Source organism: Leptolyngbya sp. AN10, assembly GCF_050565645.1.
Lineage (GTDB): Bacteria > Cyanobacteriota > Cyanobacteriia > Leptolyngbyales > Leptolyngbyaceae > Leptolyngbya.
The window spans coordinates 1-19,477 of sequence record NZ_JBNXVP010000058.1; the positions used below are offsets into that span (position 1 = coordinate 1).

Genomic DNA, 19,477 nt, shown 5'->3' on the forward strand with positions numbered 1-19,477 from the left:
AGCTTTGCTGCTTGCTGTTCTCGTCATCTCTGTCTCATTTTGATCTCATTTCTGCAATCTCATTTCTGCAAATCTAGCTTCTAGTTTCGATGAAAAAATCTGTCCTATGTAATTGACATTTCACACCAGCCGCTCCAACTCCCGATGCCAAATCTGCACCGCACTCAGTCCTAACGGAAATCCACGCTCGGCATCCACCGCTAAAGTCGGATGCAGCCAAAAGCCCAATCCATCGTTATTCCCCACGCTCCCTAAGTCCTCTGGCTTCACCCGTCCCACATGAGCCTGTAAGTTGATTTCGCTGCTGTCGCTGATTGCCAGAATATGCCGCCCTTCCACCTGAGTCTGGCAATGTCGCGCCAAACTCAGGGCAAGTTCCGTTGCCGTCACCTCCTCGTTGTTCAAAAAGCGGTAGTATCCCATCTGCTCTGCCCAATTGCGACTAATCGCACGAATACTCACCGACTGATGCTGGCACATCGCTTCGTACAATGCTGCCCCCTTTTTTCCAGGCGCTTATCCCCAAAAGCCGCGCCCTTGAGCGCTTGAGCATGAATCAATATCGGATTGTCCATCATTGGGCTGACCTCCTCTCACACTGCATCCAGCTTACAATCGACTTGTGTATACACGGTAGGGGGAGAAGGGTTGGGGATGAGGGCAGAACGGCTGAATTGGAGCAGAAAAAACCATCTGATTAGAATGAATCAGCCCTACCTGAAACTAAGGAGCGCAACTTGCAGCCAAAACCTAGTCACTAAAACAGGTCTAGCTATTTCTGCGTAATGGATAGATTTCAATCGAGGGCGGGATAGAGTGGTGAACAAAACGTCCAGGAAGAGTCTTGTTGAGAGTAGTCCAAGATTTGAATTAACCTGGGTAGGTGAGATGCTCACCCAAGAGCTAACCTACTCTGCACCCTCGATCGGTGCAAATCCCTGGCGCTGAACATTCTCTGTCACTACTCGCGGCTCAAGAAACTGAAGCAGATAATCCACTCCACCCGCTTTAGAACCGACTCCAGAGAGCTTAAATCCTCCGAATGGTTGACGAGCTACGATCGCGCCTGTAATTCCCCGATTGATGTACAAGTTCCCGACTTCAAATTCTGCTTGTGCTTGCTCGATATGTGATGGAGTCCGCGAATACAATCCGCCTGTTAACGCATACGGAGTTCCATTCGCTAAATCCAAAGCTTCCTGGAACGAACTCGCTCTCATCACTGCTAAGACTGGACCAAAAATCTCTTCTTGAGCAATCTTGGCATCTGGAGCAACATTCGTGAAGATGATTGGACTCACATAGTACCCACCCTCAGGAGAGGGAAGCTCGATCGCAACTTCGGCTTCTGTTCGTCCTTTCTCAATGTATTCTCGAATCCGCTGCTGAGCTTCTCCATCAATTACAGGACCGACTTTGGTACTCGGCAATTCTGCTTCTCCGATGTTGAGCGATCGAGTCGCTTCAACCAATCGCGCTAAGAATGTCTCGTACACAGGTTCAAGTACGATCGCACGAGAACAAGCCGAACATTTCTGTCCACTATATCCAAATGCCGATTGCACCACACCTTGAACCGCTTGATCCAAATCTGCACTTTCATCAATGATGACAGCATTCTTACCGCCCATTTCAGCTACAACTCGCTTGAGATGTTTCTGTCCCGGTTGCAAAGTTGCAGCCTCTTTGTAGATTTGGCAGCCGACCGCTTGCGATCCAGTAAATACGATCATGTGTACATCAGGATGCTTCACTAAATGTGCTCCAACACTGTGCCCTTCACCAGGAATAAATTGGAACACACCACGAGGAATCCCTGCTTCAATCAAGACTTCTGCAATCTTGGCAGCAATCACCGAAGACGTTTCCGCAGGTTTTAACAATGTACAGTTACCTGTGACTAATGCTGCAACGGTCATTCCTACAGGAATTGCTAACGGAAAGTTCCACGGAGAAATGACTAGAACAATACCGCGTGGATGATAGCGATAGTGATTCGTTTCGCCTGGAAAATCATAGTCCACACCTCGATCGAGTCTTTCCATTTCATCAGCGTAGTAGTTACAGAAATCGATCGCTTCTGAAACTTCGCCATCTCCTTCTTTCACAGGCTTGCCTACTTCGTAAGTCATCCAAGCAATCAATTCTTCGCGTCGTTGTTCAAACAGATTGGCAGCTTTGCGAAGAATTTGGGCGCGTTCTTTAGCGGGAGTGCGTCGCCATGCGGGAAAAGCAGATTTAGCAGACTCGATCGCTTGATTCGCTTGTTCAATGTTAATCATGCCGATCGTGCCAATTGTCTCACTAAACCGAGAAGGATTCTCAGACTTTAGCTTGTCAGCAGTTTCGACAAATTCACCATTAATCAGCGGTAAATAAGTCTGTCCGAACTGTTGTCGCACTGATTTGAGCGCTGCTTGAATACGATCGCGTTTTGCACTATCCGCATAGTCTGTATCGGCTGCATTCTCAAACTTATCTAACGGCTTCAGTTCTGAATGTTCCTCTACTTTCGGAGCCGCGATCAATTCATCGATCGGTCTTTCTTCTAAGTTCTGCCGCAAAAATGAACTATTCGCGGTGTTCTCTAACAATCGACGAATCAGATAAGACATTCCTGGAATCAGTTCGCCATAAGGACAATACACTCGCACTCGATAGCCTTGATCAACAATCGCTTTGGCTAACTTATCACCCATTCCATAGAGTGTTTGGAACTCAATTCGATGTTTGGGAATGTTGAGAGATTTCGCGATCGCTAACGCATGAGCTTGCGATCGCACATTGTGACTCCCGATCGCTGCATTCAGCACCTCATGATTCTCTAGCAGCAATTCCGTCAACTGTTCATAGTTCGCGTCAGTCTCAGCCTTATCATTAAACACAGGCTGTTCCCAATCTTTCTGAACCGCTTTAATTGTTTCTTGATCCCAGTACGCGCCTTTGACCAATCGAACTGTAACCGGAGTACCGCGCTCTTTCGCCCAGTCGATCAGTCCTTGCAAGTCCTCTTTACTATCGCGAAGATAGCCTTGAATCGTCATTCCAATATCAGCACGCGATCGAAACTCTTCCTCTAGCAACAACGCTTTCAAAGTCGCCAAAGTCAAATCTTTGTAAGCATATTGCTCCATGTCAAAGTGAACTGCTGCACCGAGTTCTTGAGCGCGTCTTAACAAAGTTCTAGCTCGATCGGCAACTCGCGCTTTACTCCCTTCCTCATCGAGCGGATCAAACTGTGAATAGAAAGCAGTGAGCTTAACGGAAACCTGAACTTTCGGAAGTGGTTTTCCATCTGCAAGATCAATTTGCTCGACTTTTGACCAAGATTTCGAGGCATCGGTTAACTGCGCCATGAGATCTAAATATCGATCGAGATAAGATTGTGCTTCCGCCTCAGTAATCACTGCTTCACCAAGCAAATCGACCGTAAACGCCATTTTCTCTTTTCTCAGACGCTCGATCGTTTTCAAAACTTGCTTCAGGTTTTCACCCGCAATGTACTTGTGCGCTAAAGTCTCAACCGCAGTCGAAAGCGTGGTTGCCGCCAATTGTCCGGGCATCGATTCCGCATTGGCGAAATTGAGCAAATTCTTCAACGCCGCAGGAAGTTCAACCGTTCGATCGCTCATATATTCCTGCAAATGTCGCGCAATCTCAGGCTTACTTTTAAGCGACGGCAAACAATCAATCAAGCGAAACAACTGCACTCGTAACCCAGGATTGCCCATAGCCCAGCCGAGCAATTTATCATCCCACTGCATCTGATCGCGCATCTGAGCAAACCACGATCGAGACTCACGGGTTGCACTTAATAACTGACGTGCGATCGCTTGTGTCTGAGATTCGTAGCGGTCATCAAATACTTGACTCACCATAACTTGAACTCTCCAATCGATAAATCTGGGAAAAATCGGTAGCCGTCTAGTGTCCTACAGTTCTATTCTCAATTCTGTGAGGATCATCACAGCGAGAATTCGCCACAAAGGTTCACTTCTCGCAACAGAAATCATTCTTCTAATACATCTCTTTATAGTTAAGAATTTTCAGCTTCTAATTCTTTGTTCGCTTGTTGAATCAATTCTTTCACTTCGTCCGCAGGAATGTCTGAGTGATCAGATTTTGAATAGAGTGCAACTAGCAATACTTTTAGCGGTGTAGGGATGTAGTAGATGACTCGATAGCCTCCACTTTTTCCACGTTTTGCATCTCGATTCGGAATGCGAACTTTGTAGACGGTGTACCCAATTCCTGAAATCTGATCACCTGGGGTTTCTCCCTCTTCAAGCTGCTTGATTGTCGGTTCGAGATCAGACCGAATACTCGGATAACGTTTCTTCAGATCCTTCAACTCCCGCTTAAAAGACGAAGCAACAACAACCCCGACAGTCGGCGGTTCATCATTCGTCATCTAATCCGTCCCACAGTTCAGCGATCGGAATTGTTCTTCCGGTCATCGCGTCTTTCCAACCTTCACGAATCGCATCTCTCGCAATCTTGTCAGAAATAATCTGCTCAAATCTGGAAAGAGATTGAACAAGCCGATCTGGTAAATTTTCACTGGGAAGTAAGAGAGAGCAATCGATCAGCCGTAATTGGTCTCTGAACGATTGTTTTTGGCTGTCAGAAAAGCTATCCCACTGTTCTTCAACCAGATGAGTCATTGCATCGACATCATGAATGATCAGGTCGATCTGCTCTGCTATGTTCTTCCAATCAGAGGTGCGATCGTGCGTTCCCGCTGTGAACCGAGAAACCTGCTGAATTGTATCGAGGTGAAGTGTGAGGGTGTCTAACATTCAGCTTCTGGGTTTTGAAAGAACTGCTTATGCTTCAAATCTAACATCAATCTTTTGAAAACCATGTGTACTATAGAGGCTTGTAGCGTGAGACAGATCTGATGAGTTCTTCCGTGCAGTTTGGCATTCTATGCTTTGTTCTGTTTTTTTTGGTGTCTCAAATCTTTCAGTGGGCACAGGAAATTACTTTGCCGCTCCCGTTTTTTATTCTCGGAGGTGCATTGCTCGCGATCGCTTCAAACTTCGATCGACGTGCAGGTTTTCCGTTTAACTTGGTCAACCCTCCCGCTGAAGCTCCGCCTGTCGAACCTCCAGTCATTGCCCAATCTTCCACGCCCAAATTCCCACGAGAAATTTCATTCACGATCCGCAAACCCGAAAAACTGGATCAGTAATCCGTCACAATGGGAAGGAGTGACGTTATTTCTCTGACCCTTATGTTGAATCGTTTCGTATTGGCGTTTGTCGCGCTGTTGATGATTTGTTTGACGATCGCGCAACCCGCTTGGGCAAGTCTCGACGACGATCGCTATGATGGCGAAATTTTTGCGCTGTATGCCGGAAACGGTTCGCTCGTTCCACCGAAAGCGACGTTGGCGGATGCGATGAATAAAAAAAAGCCAGTTTTACTCGTGTTCTATACCGATGACAGCCGCGATTCTAAACAGTTCTCAAATGTGGTATCGCAAACACAGGCGTTCTATGGTCGCGTGATTGATATTTTGCCAATTCGAGTCGATTCGCTTCCAGTCAAAGACAAGTTTGAGCCGACAGAATCAGGGTATTACTACAAAGGTTTTGTGCCTCAGACGGTAATTTTTGATCAAGATGGAAAAGTGCGATTGAACGAAGTGGGATCAATTCCTTATGAATCGATCGATGATGAGTTTCGGAAAATCTTTGATCTCCTTCCGCGATCGGAATCCGTAATCCTCAAACGCCGCCCAGTGAATGAAATTAACTCCGAACTGGTTCCACAAACAAATCCTTAAGAATCACGTCGAGAAATTTCGCGCTTCAGGAATTCCTCGGTAAGATTTCGAGTAAGACCCCTAGCCCCCATTCCTGAGATGCCGCAAATCTATAGCACTGAGGAACTGATCCAAATTCTGTCACAAGAGCGGCAAGCCTGCATGAATGGGCAACGCTTGAATCTTGCTGCGATGCCGTCTGGGATTAACCCATTGCTCGATCGCTTTGTGAATTCAGACGGCATTCAGCGATTTACGGCTTACCGAGATTTCCGTAGCGCGATTCATCAATATCAGATTGAACATCAAGTTTCCGGTCTAGTCTGGACGCTGCTGAATATTCAAGGGAAAACGTTTCGCTGTCCTCGAATTCATGAACAGTTGATTAGTTTGCCATCAGATTTGACGATTTTGAAAGCTGAGAAAAGCTCGATCGTAGATTTTTGGCGTTCTGTAACGATCGGATTCGAGTTCTACCTCAGCATGAACAGCGGCAAGCTGCATCAACTCATTGGCGCGGATGATATTGAGCGGATTTTGCAGCGATCGGAATGGGCAGCGTTGAGCCATCAAGGAAAAGGCGACGCGATCGAGATTATTTTGCAATTGGGTTGGGGCAAACCCGAAGAAGCCGTTTACCGTCGAGGATTTCCAGAGTCGGGGAGTGAATATATCCATGCAGTCCGACCCGGAAGAATGCCGATCGGGTAATGGCGCAATCTTCGATTCGAGTGGCAATTATCGATATGCACTGTGGCGAAGTTGGAACAATTCGCCGCGTGTTGGATTTGTCATGCTCAATCCCAATCAAGCCGATGCAGAGTTGAACGATCCGACGATTCGACGCTGTATCGGGTTTGCGTCATCTTGGGGATTTGGCGGCTTAGAAGTGGTGAACTTATTCGCGTATCGGGCAAAAACACCGCAGTTATTGAAACAGGCAGTAGAACCGATCGGAAAAGACAACGATCGCTATTTGTTCACCCTTTCTGAGCGGGTTAATTTGATTATTTTAGCCTGGGGCAATTGGGGCAGATTTGGAGGGCGACACCGCGAAGTATTGCCGTTTTTTCAAACAGAAAACATCTACACATTAGGGGTTACGAAATTAGGACATCCGAAACATCCTTTATATTTGCGTCGAGATAGCGATCGCATTCGATGGGTAGAACAAATCTATAAGTAAGACAATACTAATTGTTACTGCGATCGCAAATTTAACCAAGATTTCTGTCATCAGATCTTCCGTATCGAGGTGATTAAGACAGCAAAAGCGGAGTGGGTATTGATGCTAACTTGAGACAGAAACTAGATTGAAAAGAATCCTATTCAGGCAGACAGACTTGATTAAATCTGCATTAGAATGATGTATATTGATGGACTCAAAGAATTGCAGATCTTGCTGCACTGAGGTAAATTTTCTGCTAACATTTTCAAATTCCTTTTATTCACTTACCGAAGTTACATTTCATACTGTGGTGTGCATCGCTTCTTCTAATTCGTGTTGTTCAGCACTTCAGTCTAAACCTTGATTCATCATCCTAATGAGCCTTGTTCCTGAAATAAAACGAGTTAAACGTGGTTACTCAATTTCCGATTTTGTCAGCCTCGCCATCTCGATTGTCTACACGGGTGGGTGAATCAAAAATGGTAGGTGAAAAAATTGCTATTGTTGAAGATGAAGCAGTCGTTGCACTCAGTTTACAATCGCGCTTAGAAGCTGCGAATTATTCTGTCACAGGCATCGCTGATTCCGCACATTCCGCACTCTCTTTAGTCGCAAATACGACACCCGATTTAGTGTTAATGGATGTCGGATTAAAAGGTGAACAAAACGGAATTGAAGTTGCACATACCATTCGCGATCGCTGGAAGATTCCAGTCATTTTTTTAACAGGTTATGCTGATCCAGAAATGATCCATTCGGCTCAACAAACGGATCTATTCGGATATCTAATCAAACCGATTGATCCGATCGAGCTTCAAAGTGCGATCCAAATTGCACTCCAACAACATCAGCATCAACAGCATCTAGAACACCAAATTCAGCAGCAATCCAAAGAACTTGTCACAATTCACGCGCGTTTGCAGCATGAGATCGCAGAGCGGCAACAGACAGAAGCGCAAATCAGTCAAGCTCTAGAAGAATTGCTCGAACTGAAATCGCGCTTCATCACAACGGCATCACACGAGTTTAGAACGCCGTTGTCGATCATTCTGACCTCTACTGAACTGTTAGAGCGACTGGGAGTAGATTGTCCCGAAGATCGTCGATCGCGCTATTTTCAAAAAATTCGGGATGCAGTGCGATCGATGACAACGATTCTGACGAATGCCCTGACGCTGCGAAGAATTGGCACAGATGAAGTCGCGCCGCAACTCGACTGTTTTGATTTACATCGATTTTGCACGAGTCTTGTTTCTGATCTTCAGCAGCACGATCGCATTCAGTTCCAATTTGTAGGCGACGATCAGCAGGTCAGTCTTGATCCCGAATTGCTGAGCTTGATCGTGAATCATCTCGTCGGCAACGCGCTGAAATTTTCCAAGCAGTCGATCGATCTAGAAGTCCGCTCTAGTCATCAGCAGATTTTGATCACGGTGAGCGATCGCGGTTTGGGCATTCCAGAAGAAGATTTACCGATGATTCTTGAGCCATTTCACCGCGCCACAAATGTCGATACGGTTCCGGGAGGCGGCTTAGGATTGTCGATCGTCAAACAATGCGTCGAACTTCAGAATGGAACTCTATCGATTCAGAGTGAACTCGGACAAGGCACGATCGTGCGGGTAGAACTGCCAATCAAAGCCAGATCCTAAATTAGAATTAGGAATGCACAATTTCCTATTTGACTCATGACAGTTCGCGTTCGCATTGCACCCAGTCCGACTGGGAATCTCCACATCGGAACGGCTAGAACTGCGGTTTTTAACTGGCTGTTTGCCCGTCATCACGGTGGAAAATTCATTCTTCGTATCGAAGACACCGATTTAGAGCGATCGAAGCCCGAATTCACTCAGAATATTTTCGAGGGTTTGACCTGGCTGGGTTTGGATTGGGACGAAGAACCCGTTTATCAAACCGCTCGAATGGATTTGTACCGCGAAAAGATCAAGCAACTTCTCGATCGAGGACTTGCTTATCGCGCTTACGATACGCCAGAAGAATTGGATGCGATGCGAGAAACTCAGAAAGCCAAGAACGAAGCGCCTCGCTACAATAATCGCCATCGGAATTTGACTCCAGAACAAGAAGCGGCTTACTTGGCTGAAGGTCGAAAGCCCGTGATTCGGTTCAAGATCGCAGACGATCGAGAAATTTCCTGGACGGATCTTGTTCGCGGAACAGTCACTTGGAAAGGTCGCGATTTGGGCGGCGATATGGTAATTGCTCGTGCCGCAGAAGGTGAAGAAATCGGACAACCACTCTATAACTTTGTAGTGGTCGTTGACGATATCGATATGCAAATCAGCCACGTGATTCGAGGCGAAGATCACATTGGTAACACGCCAAAGCAAATTCTACTCTACGAAGCTCTGGGCGCAAATCTACCAGAATTTGGGCATACGCCGCTCATCTTGAATCAAGCAGGCGCGAAATTGTCGAAACGAGACGGTGTTACTTCGATTTCTGATTTTAAGAATATGGGGTACACATCGGAAGCGATCGCGAATTACATGACGCTTCTTGGCTGGTCGCCACCCGAACCGATGACCGAAATTTTCACACTTCCAGAAGCGGCTGAGAAATTCGGCTTCGATCGTGTGAATAAAGCGGGAGCCAAATTCGACTGGGATAAATTGAACTGGCTCAACGGGCAGTATATTCACGCAATGCCAGTTCCTGAAGCCACTGATTTATTAATTCCTGTTTGGAAATCAGCGGGCTATGTGTTTGATGAAAAGAGCGATCGTGCTTGGCTCGAACAAGTGACAACGCTCGTTGCTCCAAGCCTTTCCCGCCTGAATGAAGCGATCGAGATGACGCGCTACTTATTCCAGCCCGTCGAATTTACAGAAGATGCCAAGGCTCACATGCAGCAAGAAGGCGCAACAACAGCGATTAAGGCAATCTTAGAAGCGATGCCTTCTCCGCTCACTGAGGCTGCAACTCAAGACGTGATTAAACAAGTCGTGAAAGAGCAGAACTTGAAGAAAGGCGTGGTGATGAAATCGCTCAGAGCCGCTTTAACTGGAGCACTTCAAGGACCGGATTTAGTTCAGTCCTGGTTGCTGTTGAATCAGAAAGGACTCGATCGAGAACGGTTTGAGCAGGCTTTGTCGATCGGTGCGTAAGAGTGGGGAGTGGGGGGTAGGGAGTAGATCAATTTAACTCACTCCCCACCCCCTACTCCCCACTCCCCACCTTCTCATTGCCCGAACCCCCAAATTTCTGTTAAATTTAGTTAAGATTCTTCTCATTAAATTCCTGATAGAGAATCCGTAAAAGTACCTGCGCCTCATCCCGGCTTTATTTTTAAGCCAAACCGCACCGTACAAACCCGTATGGAAACTCCATACTTAGATAACGATCGATCTTTACCGTTGTAGCCGTATCGCGAGGTTGCTAGTTTATGAAATCTTCTTGGAGAACCATCCTGCTCTGGGCAATTCCCGCGCTCGTCGTCGGGTTTTTCCTATGGCAAGGATCAATCGCTCCAACCGCACCAAATACGAGTCAGAACACTGCCAGTACCCGTATGACTTATGGACGGTTCTTGGAGTACTTGGATGCTAATCGAATTACTAGCGTTGATTTATATGATGGCGGTCGAACTGCGATCGTAGAAGCAGTCGATCCAGATTTGGATAATCGGCTACAACGCTTACGAGTCGATCTTCCTGGCAATACTCCCGAACTCGTGACCCGTCTCCGTTCAGCAGGTGTTAACCTCGATTCCCATCCGATTCGCAACGATGGAGCCGTCTGGAACCTACTCGGAAACTTGATTTTCCCAATTCTTTTGTTGGGTGGATTGTTCTTCTTGTTCCGCCGCTCCGGAAACGTTCCCGGCGGTCCTGGACAAGCGATGAACTTCGGTAAGTCCCGCGCTCGTTTTCAAATGGAAGCCAAAACTGGCGTTCTGTTTGATGATGTCGCAGGCATCGAAGAAGCAAAAGAAGAATTGCAAGAAGTTGTCACCTTCCTGAAAAAGCCTGAACGCTTTACCGCAGTCGGCGCAAAAATTCCCAAGGGTGTTCTTTTAGTTGGACCTCCGGGAACAGGTAAGACTTTGTTGGCAAAAGCGATCGCAGGTGAAGCGGGTGTTCCGTTCTTCTCGATCTCTGGCTCTGAATTCGTCGAAATGTTCGTCGGTGTCGGTGCTTCCCGCGTCCGTGACCTCTTCAAGAAAGCGAAAGAAAATGCACCTTGTATCATCTTCATTGATGAAATTGATGCAGTCGGTCGTCAGCGTGGAGCAGGTATCGGTGGCGGAAATGATGAACGGGAACAAACTCTGAACCAACTCCTAACCGAGATGGATGGATTTGAAGGTAACACCGGAATCATCATCATCGCGGCTACGAACCGCCCAGACGTGCTTGACTCTGCTTTATTACGTCCAGGTCGCTTCGATCGACAAGTTACTGTCGATGTTCCCGATATCAAAGGTCGCCTCGAAGTTCTGAACGTTCACGCTCGCAACAAAAAGATTTCGGAAGAAGTCTCACTCGAAGCGATCGCTCGTCGGACTCCTGGATTCTCTGGAGCAGACTTAGCGAACTTGCTCAATGAAGCAGCAATCCTAACCGCTCGTCGTCGTAAAGATGCCATCACAATGCTCGAAATTGATGATGCCGTCGATCGCGTGGTTGCCGGAATGGAAGGGACACCGCTGACCGATAGTAAGAGCAAGCGTTTGATCGCTTATCACGAAATCGGACACGCGATCGTTGGAACCTTAGTGAAAGAGCACGATCCAGTGCAGAAAGTCACGCTCGTTCCGCGTGGTCAGGCTCGTGGTTTAACCTGGTTTATGCCGAGTGAAGATCAAGGACTGATTTCGCGATCGCAAATTCTGGCACGAATCAAAGGTGCTTTAGGTGGACGTGCTGCTGAAGAAGTGATCTTCGGAGATGCGGAAGTCACCACAGGTGCAGGCGGTGATATTCAACAAGTCACCGGAATGGCGCGTCAGATGGTAACTCGCTACGGGATGTCTGATTTAGGTCCGTTGTCGCTCGAAAGTCAACAAGGCGAAGTGTTCTTGGGTGCAGGTTGGACGACGCGATCGGAATATTCCGAGGAAATCGCGGCTCGAATCGATGCTCAAGTCCGTTCTATCGTTGAACATTGCTTGGAAGATACTCGTCGTATCATTCGCGAAAATCGTGAAGTCATCGATCGCTTAGTCGATCTGTTGGTCGAAAAAGAAACGATCGATGGCGATGAGTTCCGTCAAATCGTTGCAGAGTACACGGCGGTTCCTGAGAAAGAACGCTACGTGCCTCAACTGTAATGTTTGAAATTGATTAGTGCGATCGGGGTGGTGAGAACTGCCCCGATTTTTTATGATTAGATTAACTGAAGCAATTGGACCAAATCTATGCAAGTCACAATTAATCTCTCTGATGAAGTCGCAACTGAGCTTCAGCAGCGATGGAACGATTTACCGCGTAAAGCTCTAGAACTTTTAGTAGTGCAGGCATATCGTGAAGAAGTGATTACTCGTGCCCAAGTGGGTCAAATTTTAGGATTGGAATCAAGATTTGCGGTTGATGCCTTCCTCAAACAAGCAGATGCTCCTTTGCACTATGATGAAACGGACCTGGAAGACGATCGACAAACCTTAAGACAACTCCGACAAGAAGGACAACTAAGAATTTAATGTTAGTTGTTTCTGACACATCACCGATTTGTTACTTGGCTCTAATTGAGCAAATTGATTTGCTACCTCGGCTTTATGGTCAAATCTTTATCCCAGATGTTGTACGGGATGAATTAGCCAATCAAGATGCGCCTGATATTGTTCAGGCTTGGATCAGTTCCCCACCGGAATGGTTAACAATCTCAACCACAACGAAATCTTCTGATTCAGAATTGATGGAGCTAGATCGAGGTGAGCAAGCTGCGATTCTTTTAGCAGAAGAGTTAGAAGCAACGTTAGTCTTAATCGATGAGCGAAAAGGACGATCAATTTCACGATCGCGAGGACTAAGGATCACTGGATTGCTCGGAGTTCTAGACGATGCAGCGACCTTAAAATTAATTGATCTTCCAACTACGATCGCGAAGTTACAAACGACTAATTTTCACGTTTCTTCTCGTCTTATCAAAGCCTTATTGAACAAGAATTCTCAAGATTAATCGGGAATCAATTCAACAATAATGTTGCCGATCGCAGTTCCACTTTCCATTAGTTCATGTGCCTCAGCGATTTGATCGAGCGAAAATCGTTCTGCAATTTGGTGTTTCAAAACTCCTTCCTGCAAGCAAGTTGTAATATCCATTGCTGCTTGTTGATGGGCAGCTTTAGACATTGCATACACAAGAACATAATGCACAGTAAGATTTTTATAAATCAGCGAATAGATTGGAACTTGTGGTGTCACATTAGAATCTGTTGCATAAGTCGCAATCACACCATCACGATTTAGAATCTTCAAATTCGTTTCTAAATTTGCTGCAAAATCAACTTCGATGACTCGATCGACACCTTTCGCAATCTGTTTAATCGCTGCACTGACATCTTCAGTTTTATAGTTAATGACATGATCTGCACCTATCGATTTAGCAATCTCAGCTTTCTTCTCAGAGCTAACAGTCGTAATCACCGTAGCCTTTCCCCATTTCGCCAGTTGAATCGCGTAAGCTCCAACTGCTCCGGCTCCACCTGTGACTAAAATCGTTTGTCCTGCGATACTTCCATCTTTGAACAAACAATGATGAGCAGTCATCGCAGGCACACCCAGACAAGCTCCTTCTGCAAACGAAGTCGAATCCGGAAGTGCGATCGCATTTTCACCTGCGACTGTGACAAATTCCGCTGCTGTTCCGAATCCTTGCGTTAAAGTCGCTTCGTAGATCCAAACTCGTTCACCCACTCGATCGGGACTCACCCCTTCCCCGACTTCGACAATTACACCTGCACCATCGTTGTGTGGAATCACACGCGGAAATCGCATCGTTAAGCCACCCCAGCCACTTCGCTGTTTGACATCAGATGGATTAATCCCAGAGGCAAAAACTTTGACGCGCACCTGTCCTGATCCCAATTCTGGTGAATCGAGATTACCGATCGACAAAACCGTTTTTGCTGCACCAAGTTGCTCGTACCACGCTGCCCGCATTTTTCAATCTCCTATAGATAAATCAAAATTTTCTCTAGATGTAGGGCATTCTAGTCACGTGTCCTTGCCCCCATATCTCTCGTGAAACTTCTCCACAGATTACCAAAGCTATCTCTCAGCTATCTGCTCGTCGTTCCGTTTGTCACACAAATTTTTATCGCTGTTGGACTAACTGGATATTGGTCGCTTCGTCATGGACAAATGGCGATCGAACAATTAGTCAATCAGCTTGGCAGCGAGTCGAGTAAACGAGTCGATCAGCATCTCAATACCTATCTCGCTAAGCCTCACAAGGTAAATCAAGTCAATGCACGAGGTCTCGAAGCTGGAATTCTGCCGCGTGATCTGCGGACATTAGGACACTATTTTTGGGAGCAAATGCAGGCTTATCCCGATTTTGCCTTTATTAATTTTGGCGATCGAGACGGCAGATTCATTGGCATTAATCGAGACCATCGAAGTGATCTCCAGATGGACATCATCGAGCCTCCGCACATTGGTACTTATTACCGCTACGATATCGAGCGAGGCAAGCCGACGAATTTAACACTCAAAGTTCCTTATGAGCCGCGTCGAGAGATTTGGTATACCGATGCGGTGAATGCTAGAAAGCCGCTTTGGACAAGGATTTATTTTTGGAATGATGACAAAGTGATGGCGGTTTCAGCGAGTCATCCGGTGTTTGACGATCGACAAAAAATCATCGGCGTTGTTGGCGTAGATTATTTACTCGATCGGATCAGTACATTTCTAGAACAACTGCGTCCGAGTCCGTCAGCATCAGTATTTATTTTGGAACGCGATGGCTTCTTAGTTGGAAATTCTAATGGTGAAAAAACTTACACAGTCGAAAATAATCAACCGAGGCGGATTAAAGCATCAAATAGCAATAATCGATTAATTCGGGAAACAACACAATATTTGGTTAAAAAGTACGGCGATCTGAATCAAATTCGCGAAAAGAGATGGATCAAAACGTCAATTGGTAATCACAATACTTTTGTTCAAGTAAATCCCTGGCGTGATCAATACGGTTTAGATTGGCTAGTCGTGATCGCGATGCCAGAATCAGACTTTACTGAGCAGATTAATCGCAATACGCAAACAACGATTTTACTATGTGCGATCGCGCTTTTAGTCACAACTGCTTTAGGGCTAATTACGGCGCGTTGGATTGCTCGATCGATTGATCGGTTGAACATTGCATCTTCCGCGATCGCTCAAGGTGATTTGAATCAAACTGTACAACTCTCGCGAATTGAAGAATTAGCAACATTAGCTCAATCCTTCAATACTATGGTGACGCAGCTAAGAGCATCATTTATCGCACTAGAGCAAACGAATGCAGAACTCGAATTGCGAGTCGATGAACGAACTGAGAAACTATCGAATGCACTGCAAAGTTTACAAACTGCACAAGCTCAAATGCTGCAATCTGAAAAGATGTCAAGCTTGGGGCAAATGGTCGCGGGAATTGCTCATGAAATTAACAATCCAGTAACTTTCATTTCAGGTAACTTATCTCACGCGAACACCTATGTGAGCGACTTAATGGAGTTAGTAACGCTCTATCAAAAACACGTTCCAGACACGATCGAAGAAATCCAGAATTATCTCGAAGACTGCGATTTTGAATTTGTTTCTACCGACTTACCCAAGCTATTGAAGTCAATGCAGGAAGGAGCCGATCGTATTCAATCGATCGTGCTCAGTCTGCGAAATTTCTCGCGCCTTGATGAAGCTCAACTTAAAGTCGTTGATCTACACGAAGGCTTAGAAAATACATTGCTCTTATTGCAACATCGACTTAAACATATATCAAAGCGGCGAGAAATTCAGATTGTCAGAAACTTTCAGACTTTACCGAAAATTGAATGTTATGCGGGACAACTGAATCAAGTGTTTCTCAATCTAATCGGAAATGCGATCGATGCTTTAGAAAACATTAGCGATCGTCCTTTAACGATTTGGATTACCACCGAAGCGACCGATTCCAGCGCGATCGTCAAAATTCGCGATAACGGTCAAGGGATTCCAGAGTCAGTTAAATCTAAAATTTTCGACCCATTTTTCACGACAAAACCTGTTGGACAAGGAACCGGATTGGGATTATCGATCGCTTACCAAATCATTGTTGGACAACATCACGGTGCTTTGACCTGCACCTCTGAAGCTGGCAAAGGAACGGAATTCACGATCGAAATCCCTATCCTGCTTAACTAACTCCCGGTTCTGCGTATCCTTGCAAACTCTCAGGATCAAACGCTCTCAAGCTCCGTGTCGCCTGTCGAACCAGCGTATCCGATCCGTTAACGACAATCAAATACTTTCCAGCATTCAAGCGATTTCGGTAAGGGAGTGCATCGCCGCCACCCACGACTAGTCCAACGCCACCTCCGACAAATACACTACCCAACAATCCAGATAATCCCCCCAGAATTCCTGCAATCAGCGGACTCCCAATTTCGCCCGCCCAAGCAAACGTATCCAACCCAGTAATCACATTAAATGCGGCTCCGCCCACAAATCCAAACGGAACTAGCCACGAAGCCATCAATCGCACTTGTTTTCTCGCTGTTTCATTCGGATCAATCAAGCCATACTCATCTGCACTTTTATAACCGCGTCCCAAAATCGAAACCTTATCCATCGGCAACCCTTCTTTTTCGAGTGCCGAATACGCTTCTTCTGCTTTAATACGATCGCTTAATACTGCAACTAAATAACTCATTTTTTATGCCTCAATTCTTTCTCAGCGGTCAATTGCAGTTCAGACTGGAATCTCTAAACTCTCTAATTTCTATATCACGTTGTGCCTCTAGCTGAGGGACGATGACGGCTCTCCATCGCCAACTATTCCTTAATACTGGTAAATTAGGAGTCCGTTTAAGTCATACTTTAAGTTCGATAAAATAAAGTTTTGCATCTCTAATCGTTATGTTACCAAGGGAAGACCTCCTCAAAGGCGTAGAAAATCGAGAGACGATCGCACGAGTGATCGACCAAGCCGAAAAAGCGATCAAAACCTGGGAAGTTGTGACCAGTGACTTTCTCTCTCCGCCAGAGTTGGCAGAAGTCCAGCGATCGTTTTCCCGCCTCACAGAAGTTCAATTAATCGCTTGGGGTGGCTATCCGCAGGCAGAACGGCAGCGAGTCGCGATCGCTCGATCCGAAATTCCGCTCGATGCTTCCCAAGTCGAACTCGCAGCACTCGATATTGCAGGAAACTTTCTCTTTGATCAAGCCACGCACCGGGATTTTTTAGGAGCGCTGCTTGGAACTGGAATTGTACGGGAAAAAGTCGGAGACATTATTGTGCTCGGAGAACGGGGCGCACAAGCGATCGTCATTCCCGAACTGGTTGATTTCCTGCAAACGTCGCTCAACCAAGTGCGATCGGTTCCGGTAAAAATTGAACCGATTCCATTTGAGGAGTTAAAGATCCGAGAGCCGAAGAAGAAGGAAATCACAACCGTCGAAGCATCAATGCGACTCGATGCGATCGCGTCTGCGGGTTTCGGAATGTCACGCAGCAAAATGGCGGAAATGATTTCGGCTGGAGATGTTCGGGTGAACTGGAAAGAAACGACTTCTACGAGCTATTCGGTAAAATCTGGTGACTTGATTGCAATTCGTGGAAAAGGACGAGTCGAAGTCGGAGAAGTCATGGTCACAAAGAAAGACCGCTACCGAGTTCAACTCACCCGTTTCGTCTAGTTAAGCGACCCGATCGCGTTTCTCACTTGTCCTGCATCCAGTGCTTGGAGTGCCATCATCGCAGATTGTAATCGTCGATCGAGCGTCGTTTCTGTCATCCACAAGAGCCAATCGACAAAAGCAGGACTCAGATCGACTACAGATTCTAAATCAAATCGATTGCCTTTTCGCGGCAGTTGAGAAGGCTGCATCCCAGTCAGGCTCGTTATAACCGTGAGTCCAAGACTGTACAAATCGGATGCCGTTACCGATCGTCCACTGTACTGTTCGGGTGGCGTGAAATCGTGCGTGTTCACGAGCGTAAAAGCAGAGGTTCCATCTTGCCGATTCAGGATCGTTTTCACAGAGCCAAAATCAACTAGGTGAACTTTACGATCGCCGAGCAGAATGTTGCTCGGCTTGATGTCACGATGCACGATCGAGGGATTTCGCCCTTGCAAGTAGATCAGAATGTACAGCACTGATTTGGCAATTTGTCTGGCTTCGGCTTCATCAAAAGTCCGTCCTCGCTCCAGACAATCCGCCAGCGATCGACCTGCCACATAAGTTTGCACTAAAGCCAGCGCACGACCCCCCGGAAGCCGATGCTGAAAATAACCCAAGTATTTTGGAATACACGGATGAGACAGAGATTTCAGTGTTTCTACTTCACGCTCGAACAGCTTCAAATCATCCGATCGTAAATCTTCGTCTGAACACAGTAATTTCACTACAACCCGTTCTTTGGCGTGTAAATCGTGCGCCAACAGCGTCCAACGTCCTGCGTGTTTGCCCAATTCTCGTTCAACTTGATACCGATCGCCCAGGATTTGCCCTGCCATATTTTTAACCAATTCTAGAGCCGTTATAACTTCGATAATTTGCCAGTCGCAAGCTGATATCCTGATGAAGTGGGGGAATTTAAGCAAAAGTTCATCGTCTTACCTCGTTCTTTACCCCGGATTTAACATGACCTCGATTTCAACCTCGCTTCGTCAACAGCAACATCCCTTAATTCGCAATTTAGCCAACATGATCGAACGGGTTTGGCAACAGCATTTAGACCTGTCGCCTTATCAGTTACCCGAAGATTTAGGCTACGTAGAAGGACGGATGGAAGGCGAAAAACTGGTGATTGAGAACAGATGCTATCAGTCGCCGCAATTTCGGAAACTACACTTAGAACTTGCAAAACTTGGAACCTCGCTCGACATCTTGCACTGTGTGATGTTTCCCCGTCCAGAATATGCGTTACCGATGTTTGGAGCCGATTTGGTGGGGGGGAAAACTGGACAGATTAGTTTAGCGATCGCAGATCTTTCTCCGACAAGCAGCGATCGACAATTGCCCGAAGATTATCAAACTGCACTCAAAGCCATTCCTGAAACTGAATTCGTCCAGCGTCGAGCCGTTCCAGAATGGGGCGATATCTTCTCGGATTTCTGTTTGCTCGTGCGTCCAGGCAGCCAAGAAGAAGAAGCGGCATTTTTAGAGCAAGTTCGATCGTATTTGGAAATCCATTGTCAGATTGCGATCGCAACTGATCCAACTCCCGAAAGAACTCCTGAGATTCTTGCCGGACAACGCTACTATTGTTCTCAACAACAACAGAATGATAAAACCCGTCGCGTTTTGGAAAAAGCATTCGGAGAAGCTTGGGCAGAACGATACATCAGCACCGTTTTGTTTGATATGCCTGAGTGATGCGTTCGGAGTACG

The 19,477-nt window shown here is 46.3% G+C and carries 18 protein-coding genes and 1 pseudogene; 12 read left to right on the forward strand and 7 right to left on the reverse strand.

Going from position 1 to position 19,477, the window contains the following annotated elements:
* Window positions 1-129 precede the first annotated feature (129 nt).
* The 4 genes and pseudogenes from ACQ4M5_RS38000 to ACQ4M5_RS38015 all read right to left on the reverse strand — a co-directional run.
* Window positions 130-480, reverse strand: a pseudogene (locus ACQ4M5_RS38000) (IS4-like element ISSysp3 family transposase); the annotation flags it as partial.
* A 428-nt stretch (window positions 481-908) separates the two neighbouring features.
* Window positions 909-3,878, reverse strand: a complete 2,970-nt coding sequence (gene pruA / locus ACQ4M5_RS38005) for an L-glutamate gamma-semialdehyde dehydrogenase (protein ID WP_430680988.1) — start codon at window positions 3,876-3,878, stop codon at window positions 909-911.
* Window positions 3,879-4,036: 158 nt separating this feature from the next.
* Window positions 4,037-4,411 (reverse strand): type II toxin-antitoxin system RelE/ParE family toxin, encoded by a 375-nt coding sequence (locus tag ACQ4M5_RS38010; RefSeq protein ID WP_430680989.1) that lies wholly within the window; start codon window positions 4,409-4,411, stop codon window positions 4,037-4,039.
* Window positions 4,401-4,799: a hypothetical protein gene (locus tag ACQ4M5_RS38015; RefSeq protein WP_430680990.1), complete on the reverse strand. Its 399-nt coding sequence runs from the start codon at window positions 4,797-4,799 to the stop codon at window positions 4,401-4,403. The genes ACQ4M5_RS38010 and ACQ4M5_RS38015 overlap by 11 nt, the downstream gene beginning before the upstream one ends.
* A 101-nt stretch (window positions 4,800-4,900) precedes the next feature.
* Here ACQ4M5_RS38015 and ACQ4M5_RS38020 point away from each other — a divergent pair, with 101 nt between their 5' ends.
* From ACQ4M5_RS38020 to ACQ4M5_RS38060, 9 genes are all read left to right on the forward strand, one after another.
* Window positions 4,901-5,194: a hypothetical protein gene (locus tag ACQ4M5_RS38020; RefSeq protein WP_430680991.1), complete on the forward strand. Its 294-nt coding sequence runs from the start codon at window positions 4,901-4,903 to the stop codon at window positions 5,192-5,194.
* 42 nt (window positions 5,195-5,236) lie between these two features.
* Complete coding sequence (locus tag ACQ4M5_RS38025) at window positions 5,237-5,791, forward strand: thylakoid membrane photosystem I accumulation factor (RefSeq protein WP_430680992.1); 555 nt, start codon at window positions 5,237-5,239, stop codon at window positions 5,789-5,791.
* 78 nt (window positions 5,792-5,869) lie between these two features.
* The gene (locus tag ACQ4M5_RS38030) at window positions 5,870-6,481 is read left to right on the forward strand and encodes a hypothetical protein (protein ID WP_430680993.1); all 612 of its coding nucleotides are present in this window, start codon (window positions 5,870-5,872) and stop codon (window positions 6,479-6,481) included.
* Window positions 6,447-6,956, forward strand: coding sequence for a DUF1643 domain-containing protein (locus tag ACQ4M5_RS38035; protein WP_430680994.1), 510 nt, complete (start codon window positions 6,447-6,449; stop codon window positions 6,954-6,956). Before ACQ4M5_RS38030 ends, ACQ4M5_RS38035 begins: the two co-directional genes overlap by 35 nt.
* 392 nt (window positions 6,957-7,348) lie before the next feature.
* Entirely contained in the window at window positions 7,349-8,590 is a 1,242-nt protein-coding gene (locus ACQ4M5_RS38040; RefSeq protein ID WP_430680995.1) for a hybrid sensor histidine kinase/response regulator, read from the forward strand.
* A gap of 36 nt (window positions 8,591-8,626) precedes the next feature.
* Window positions 8,627-10,066, forward strand: a complete 1,440-nt coding sequence (gene gltX / locus ACQ4M5_RS38045; RefSeq protein ID WP_430680996.1) for a glutamate--tRNA ligase — start codon at window positions 8,627-8,629, stop codon at window positions 10,064-10,066.
* A 278-nt stretch (window positions 10,067-10,344) separates the two neighbouring features.
* Window positions 10,345-12,231, forward strand: coding sequence for an ATP-dependent zinc metalloprotease FtsH2 (gene ftsH2 / locus ACQ4M5_RS38050; RefSeq protein ID WP_430680997.1), 1,887 nt, complete (start codon window positions 10,345-10,347; stop codon window positions 12,229-12,231).
* Window positions 12,232-12,318: 87 nt separating this feature from the next.
* Window positions 12,319-12,600 (forward strand): UPF0175 family protein, encoded by a 282-nt coding sequence (locus ACQ4M5_RS38055; protein ID WP_430680998.1) that lies wholly within the window; start codon window positions 12,319-12,321, stop codon window positions 12,598-12,600.
* Window positions 12,600-13,079, forward strand: coding sequence for a DUF3368 domain-containing protein (locus tag ACQ4M5_RS38060; RefSeq protein ID WP_430680999.1), 480 nt, complete (start codon window positions 12,600-12,602; stop codon window positions 13,077-13,079). The genes ACQ4M5_RS38055 and ACQ4M5_RS38060 overlap by 1 nt, the downstream gene beginning before the upstream one ends.
* Here the strand turns inward: ACQ4M5_RS38060 and ACQ4M5_RS38065 are convergent.
* Window positions 13,076-14,062: an NADPH:quinone reductase gene (locus tag ACQ4M5_RS38065; RefSeq protein WP_430681000.1), complete on the reverse strand. Its 987-nt coding sequence runs from the start codon at window positions 14,060-14,062 to the stop codon at window positions 13,076-13,078. The two genes, ACQ4M5_RS38060 and ACQ4M5_RS38065, sit on opposite strands and share 4 nt — an antisense overlap.
* Window positions 14,063-14,143: 81 nt before the next feature.
* On the opposite strand from ACQ4M5_RS38065, the gene ACQ4M5_RS38070 reads away from it, so the two are divergent.
* Window positions 14,144-16,285, forward strand: coding sequence for a sensor histidine kinase (locus ACQ4M5_RS38070; RefSeq protein ID WP_430681001.1), 2,142 nt, complete (start codon window positions 14,144-14,146; stop codon window positions 16,283-16,285).
* Here ACQ4M5_RS38070 and ACQ4M5_RS38075 read toward each other — a convergent pair.
* On the reverse strand, window positions 16,278-16,793 hold the full coding sequence (locus tag ACQ4M5_RS38075) for a hypothetical protein (RefSeq protein WP_430681002.1): 516 nt from the start codon (window positions 16,791-16,793) through the stop codon (window positions 16,278-16,280). The two genes, ACQ4M5_RS38070 and ACQ4M5_RS38075, sit on opposite strands and share 8 nt — an antisense overlap.
* A gap of 206 nt (window positions 16,794-16,999) precedes the next feature.
* Here ACQ4M5_RS38075 and ACQ4M5_RS38080 point away from each other — a divergent pair, with 206 nt between their 5' ends.
* Window positions 17,000-17,779, forward strand: a complete 780-nt coding sequence (locus tag ACQ4M5_RS38080) for a photosystem II S4 domain protein (protein WP_430681003.1) — start codon at window positions 17,000-17,002, stop codon at window positions 17,777-17,779.
* On the opposite strand, the gene ACQ4M5_RS38085 is transcribed toward ACQ4M5_RS38080, so the two are convergent.
* On the reverse strand, window positions 17,776-18,600 hold the full coding sequence (locus ACQ4M5_RS38085) for a serine/threonine protein kinase (RefSeq protein WP_430681004.1): 825 nt from the start codon (window positions 18,598-18,600) through the stop codon (window positions 17,776-17,778). The genes ACQ4M5_RS38080 and ACQ4M5_RS38085 overlap by 4 nt on opposite strands.
* A gap of 127 nt (window positions 18,601-18,727) precedes the next feature.
* On the opposite strand from ACQ4M5_RS38085, the gene ACQ4M5_RS38090 reads away from it, so the two are divergent.
* Complete coding sequence (locus ACQ4M5_RS38090) at window positions 18,728-19,462, forward strand: phycocyanobilin:ferredoxin oxidoreductase (protein ID WP_430681005.1); 735 nt, start codon at window positions 18,728-18,730, stop codon at window positions 19,460-19,462.
* Window positions 19,463-19,477 lie beyond the last annotated feature (15 nt).

Excerpts from the sequence above, each read along its gene's own strand:
- pruA (WP_430680988.1), bottom strand. The coding sequence starts at position 3,878 with ATGGTGAGTCAAGTATTTGATGACCGCTACGAATCTCAGACACAAGCG.
- ACQ4M5_RS38010 (WP_430680989.1), bottom strand. The coding sequence starts at position 4,411 with ATGACGAATGATGAACCGCCGACTGTCGGGGTTGTTGTTGCTTCGTCT.
- ACQ4M5_RS38015 (WP_430680990.1), bottom strand. The coding sequence starts at position 4,799 with ATGTTAGACACCCTCACACTTCACCTCGATACAATTCAGCAGGTTTCT.
- ACQ4M5_RS38020 (WP_430680991.1), top strand. The coding sequence starts at position 4,901 with ATGAGTTCTTCCGTGCAGTTTGGCATTCTATGCTTTGTTCTGTTTTTT.
- ACQ4M5_RS38025 (WP_430680992.1), top strand. The coding sequence starts at position 5,237 with ATGTTGAATCGTTTCGTATTGGCGTTTGTCGCGCTGTTGATGATTTGT.
- ACQ4M5_RS38030 (WP_430680993.1), top strand. The coding sequence starts at position 5,870 with ATGCCGCAAATCTATAGCACTGAGGAACTGATCCAAATTCTGTCACAA.
- ACQ4M5_RS38035 (WP_430680994.1), top strand. The coding sequence starts at position 6,447 with ATGCAGTCCGACCCGGAAGAATGCCGATCGGGTAATGGCGCAATCTTC.
- gltX (WP_430680996.1), top strand. The coding sequence starts at position 8,627 with ATGACAGTTCGCGTTCGCATTGCACCCAGTCCGACTGGGAATCTCCAC.
- ftsH2 (WP_430680997.1), top strand. The coding sequence starts at position 10,345 with ATGAAATCTTCTTGGAGAACCATCCTGCTCTGGGCAATTCCCGCGCTC.
- ACQ4M5_RS38055 (WP_430680998.1), top strand. The coding sequence starts at position 12,319 with ATGCAAGTCACAATTAATCTCTCTGATGAAGTCGCAACTGAGCTTCAG.
- ACQ4M5_RS38060 (WP_430680999.1), top strand. The coding sequence starts at position 12,600 with ATGTTAGTTGTTTCTGACACATCACCGATTTGTTACTTGGCTCTAATT.
- ACQ4M5_RS38065 (WP_430681000.1), bottom strand. The coding sequence starts at position 14,062 with ATGCGGGCAGCGTGGTACGAGCAACTTGGTGCAGCAAAAACGGTTTTG.
- ACQ4M5_RS38075 (WP_430681002.1), bottom strand. The coding sequence starts at position 16,793 with ATGAGTTATTTAGTTGCAGTATTAAGCGATCGTATTAAAGCAGAAGAA.
- ACQ4M5_RS38080 (WP_430681003.1), top strand. The coding sequence starts at position 17,000 with ATGTTACCAAGGGAAGACCTCCTCAAAGGCGTAGAAAATCGAGAGACG.
- ACQ4M5_RS38085 (WP_430681004.1), bottom strand. The coding sequence starts at position 18,600 with ATGGCAGGGCAAATCCTGGGCGATCGGTATCAAGTTGAACGAGAATTG.
- ACQ4M5_RS38090 (WP_430681005.1), top strand. The coding sequence starts at position 18,728 with ATGACCTCGATTTCAACCTCGCTTCGTCAACAGCAACATCCCTTAATT.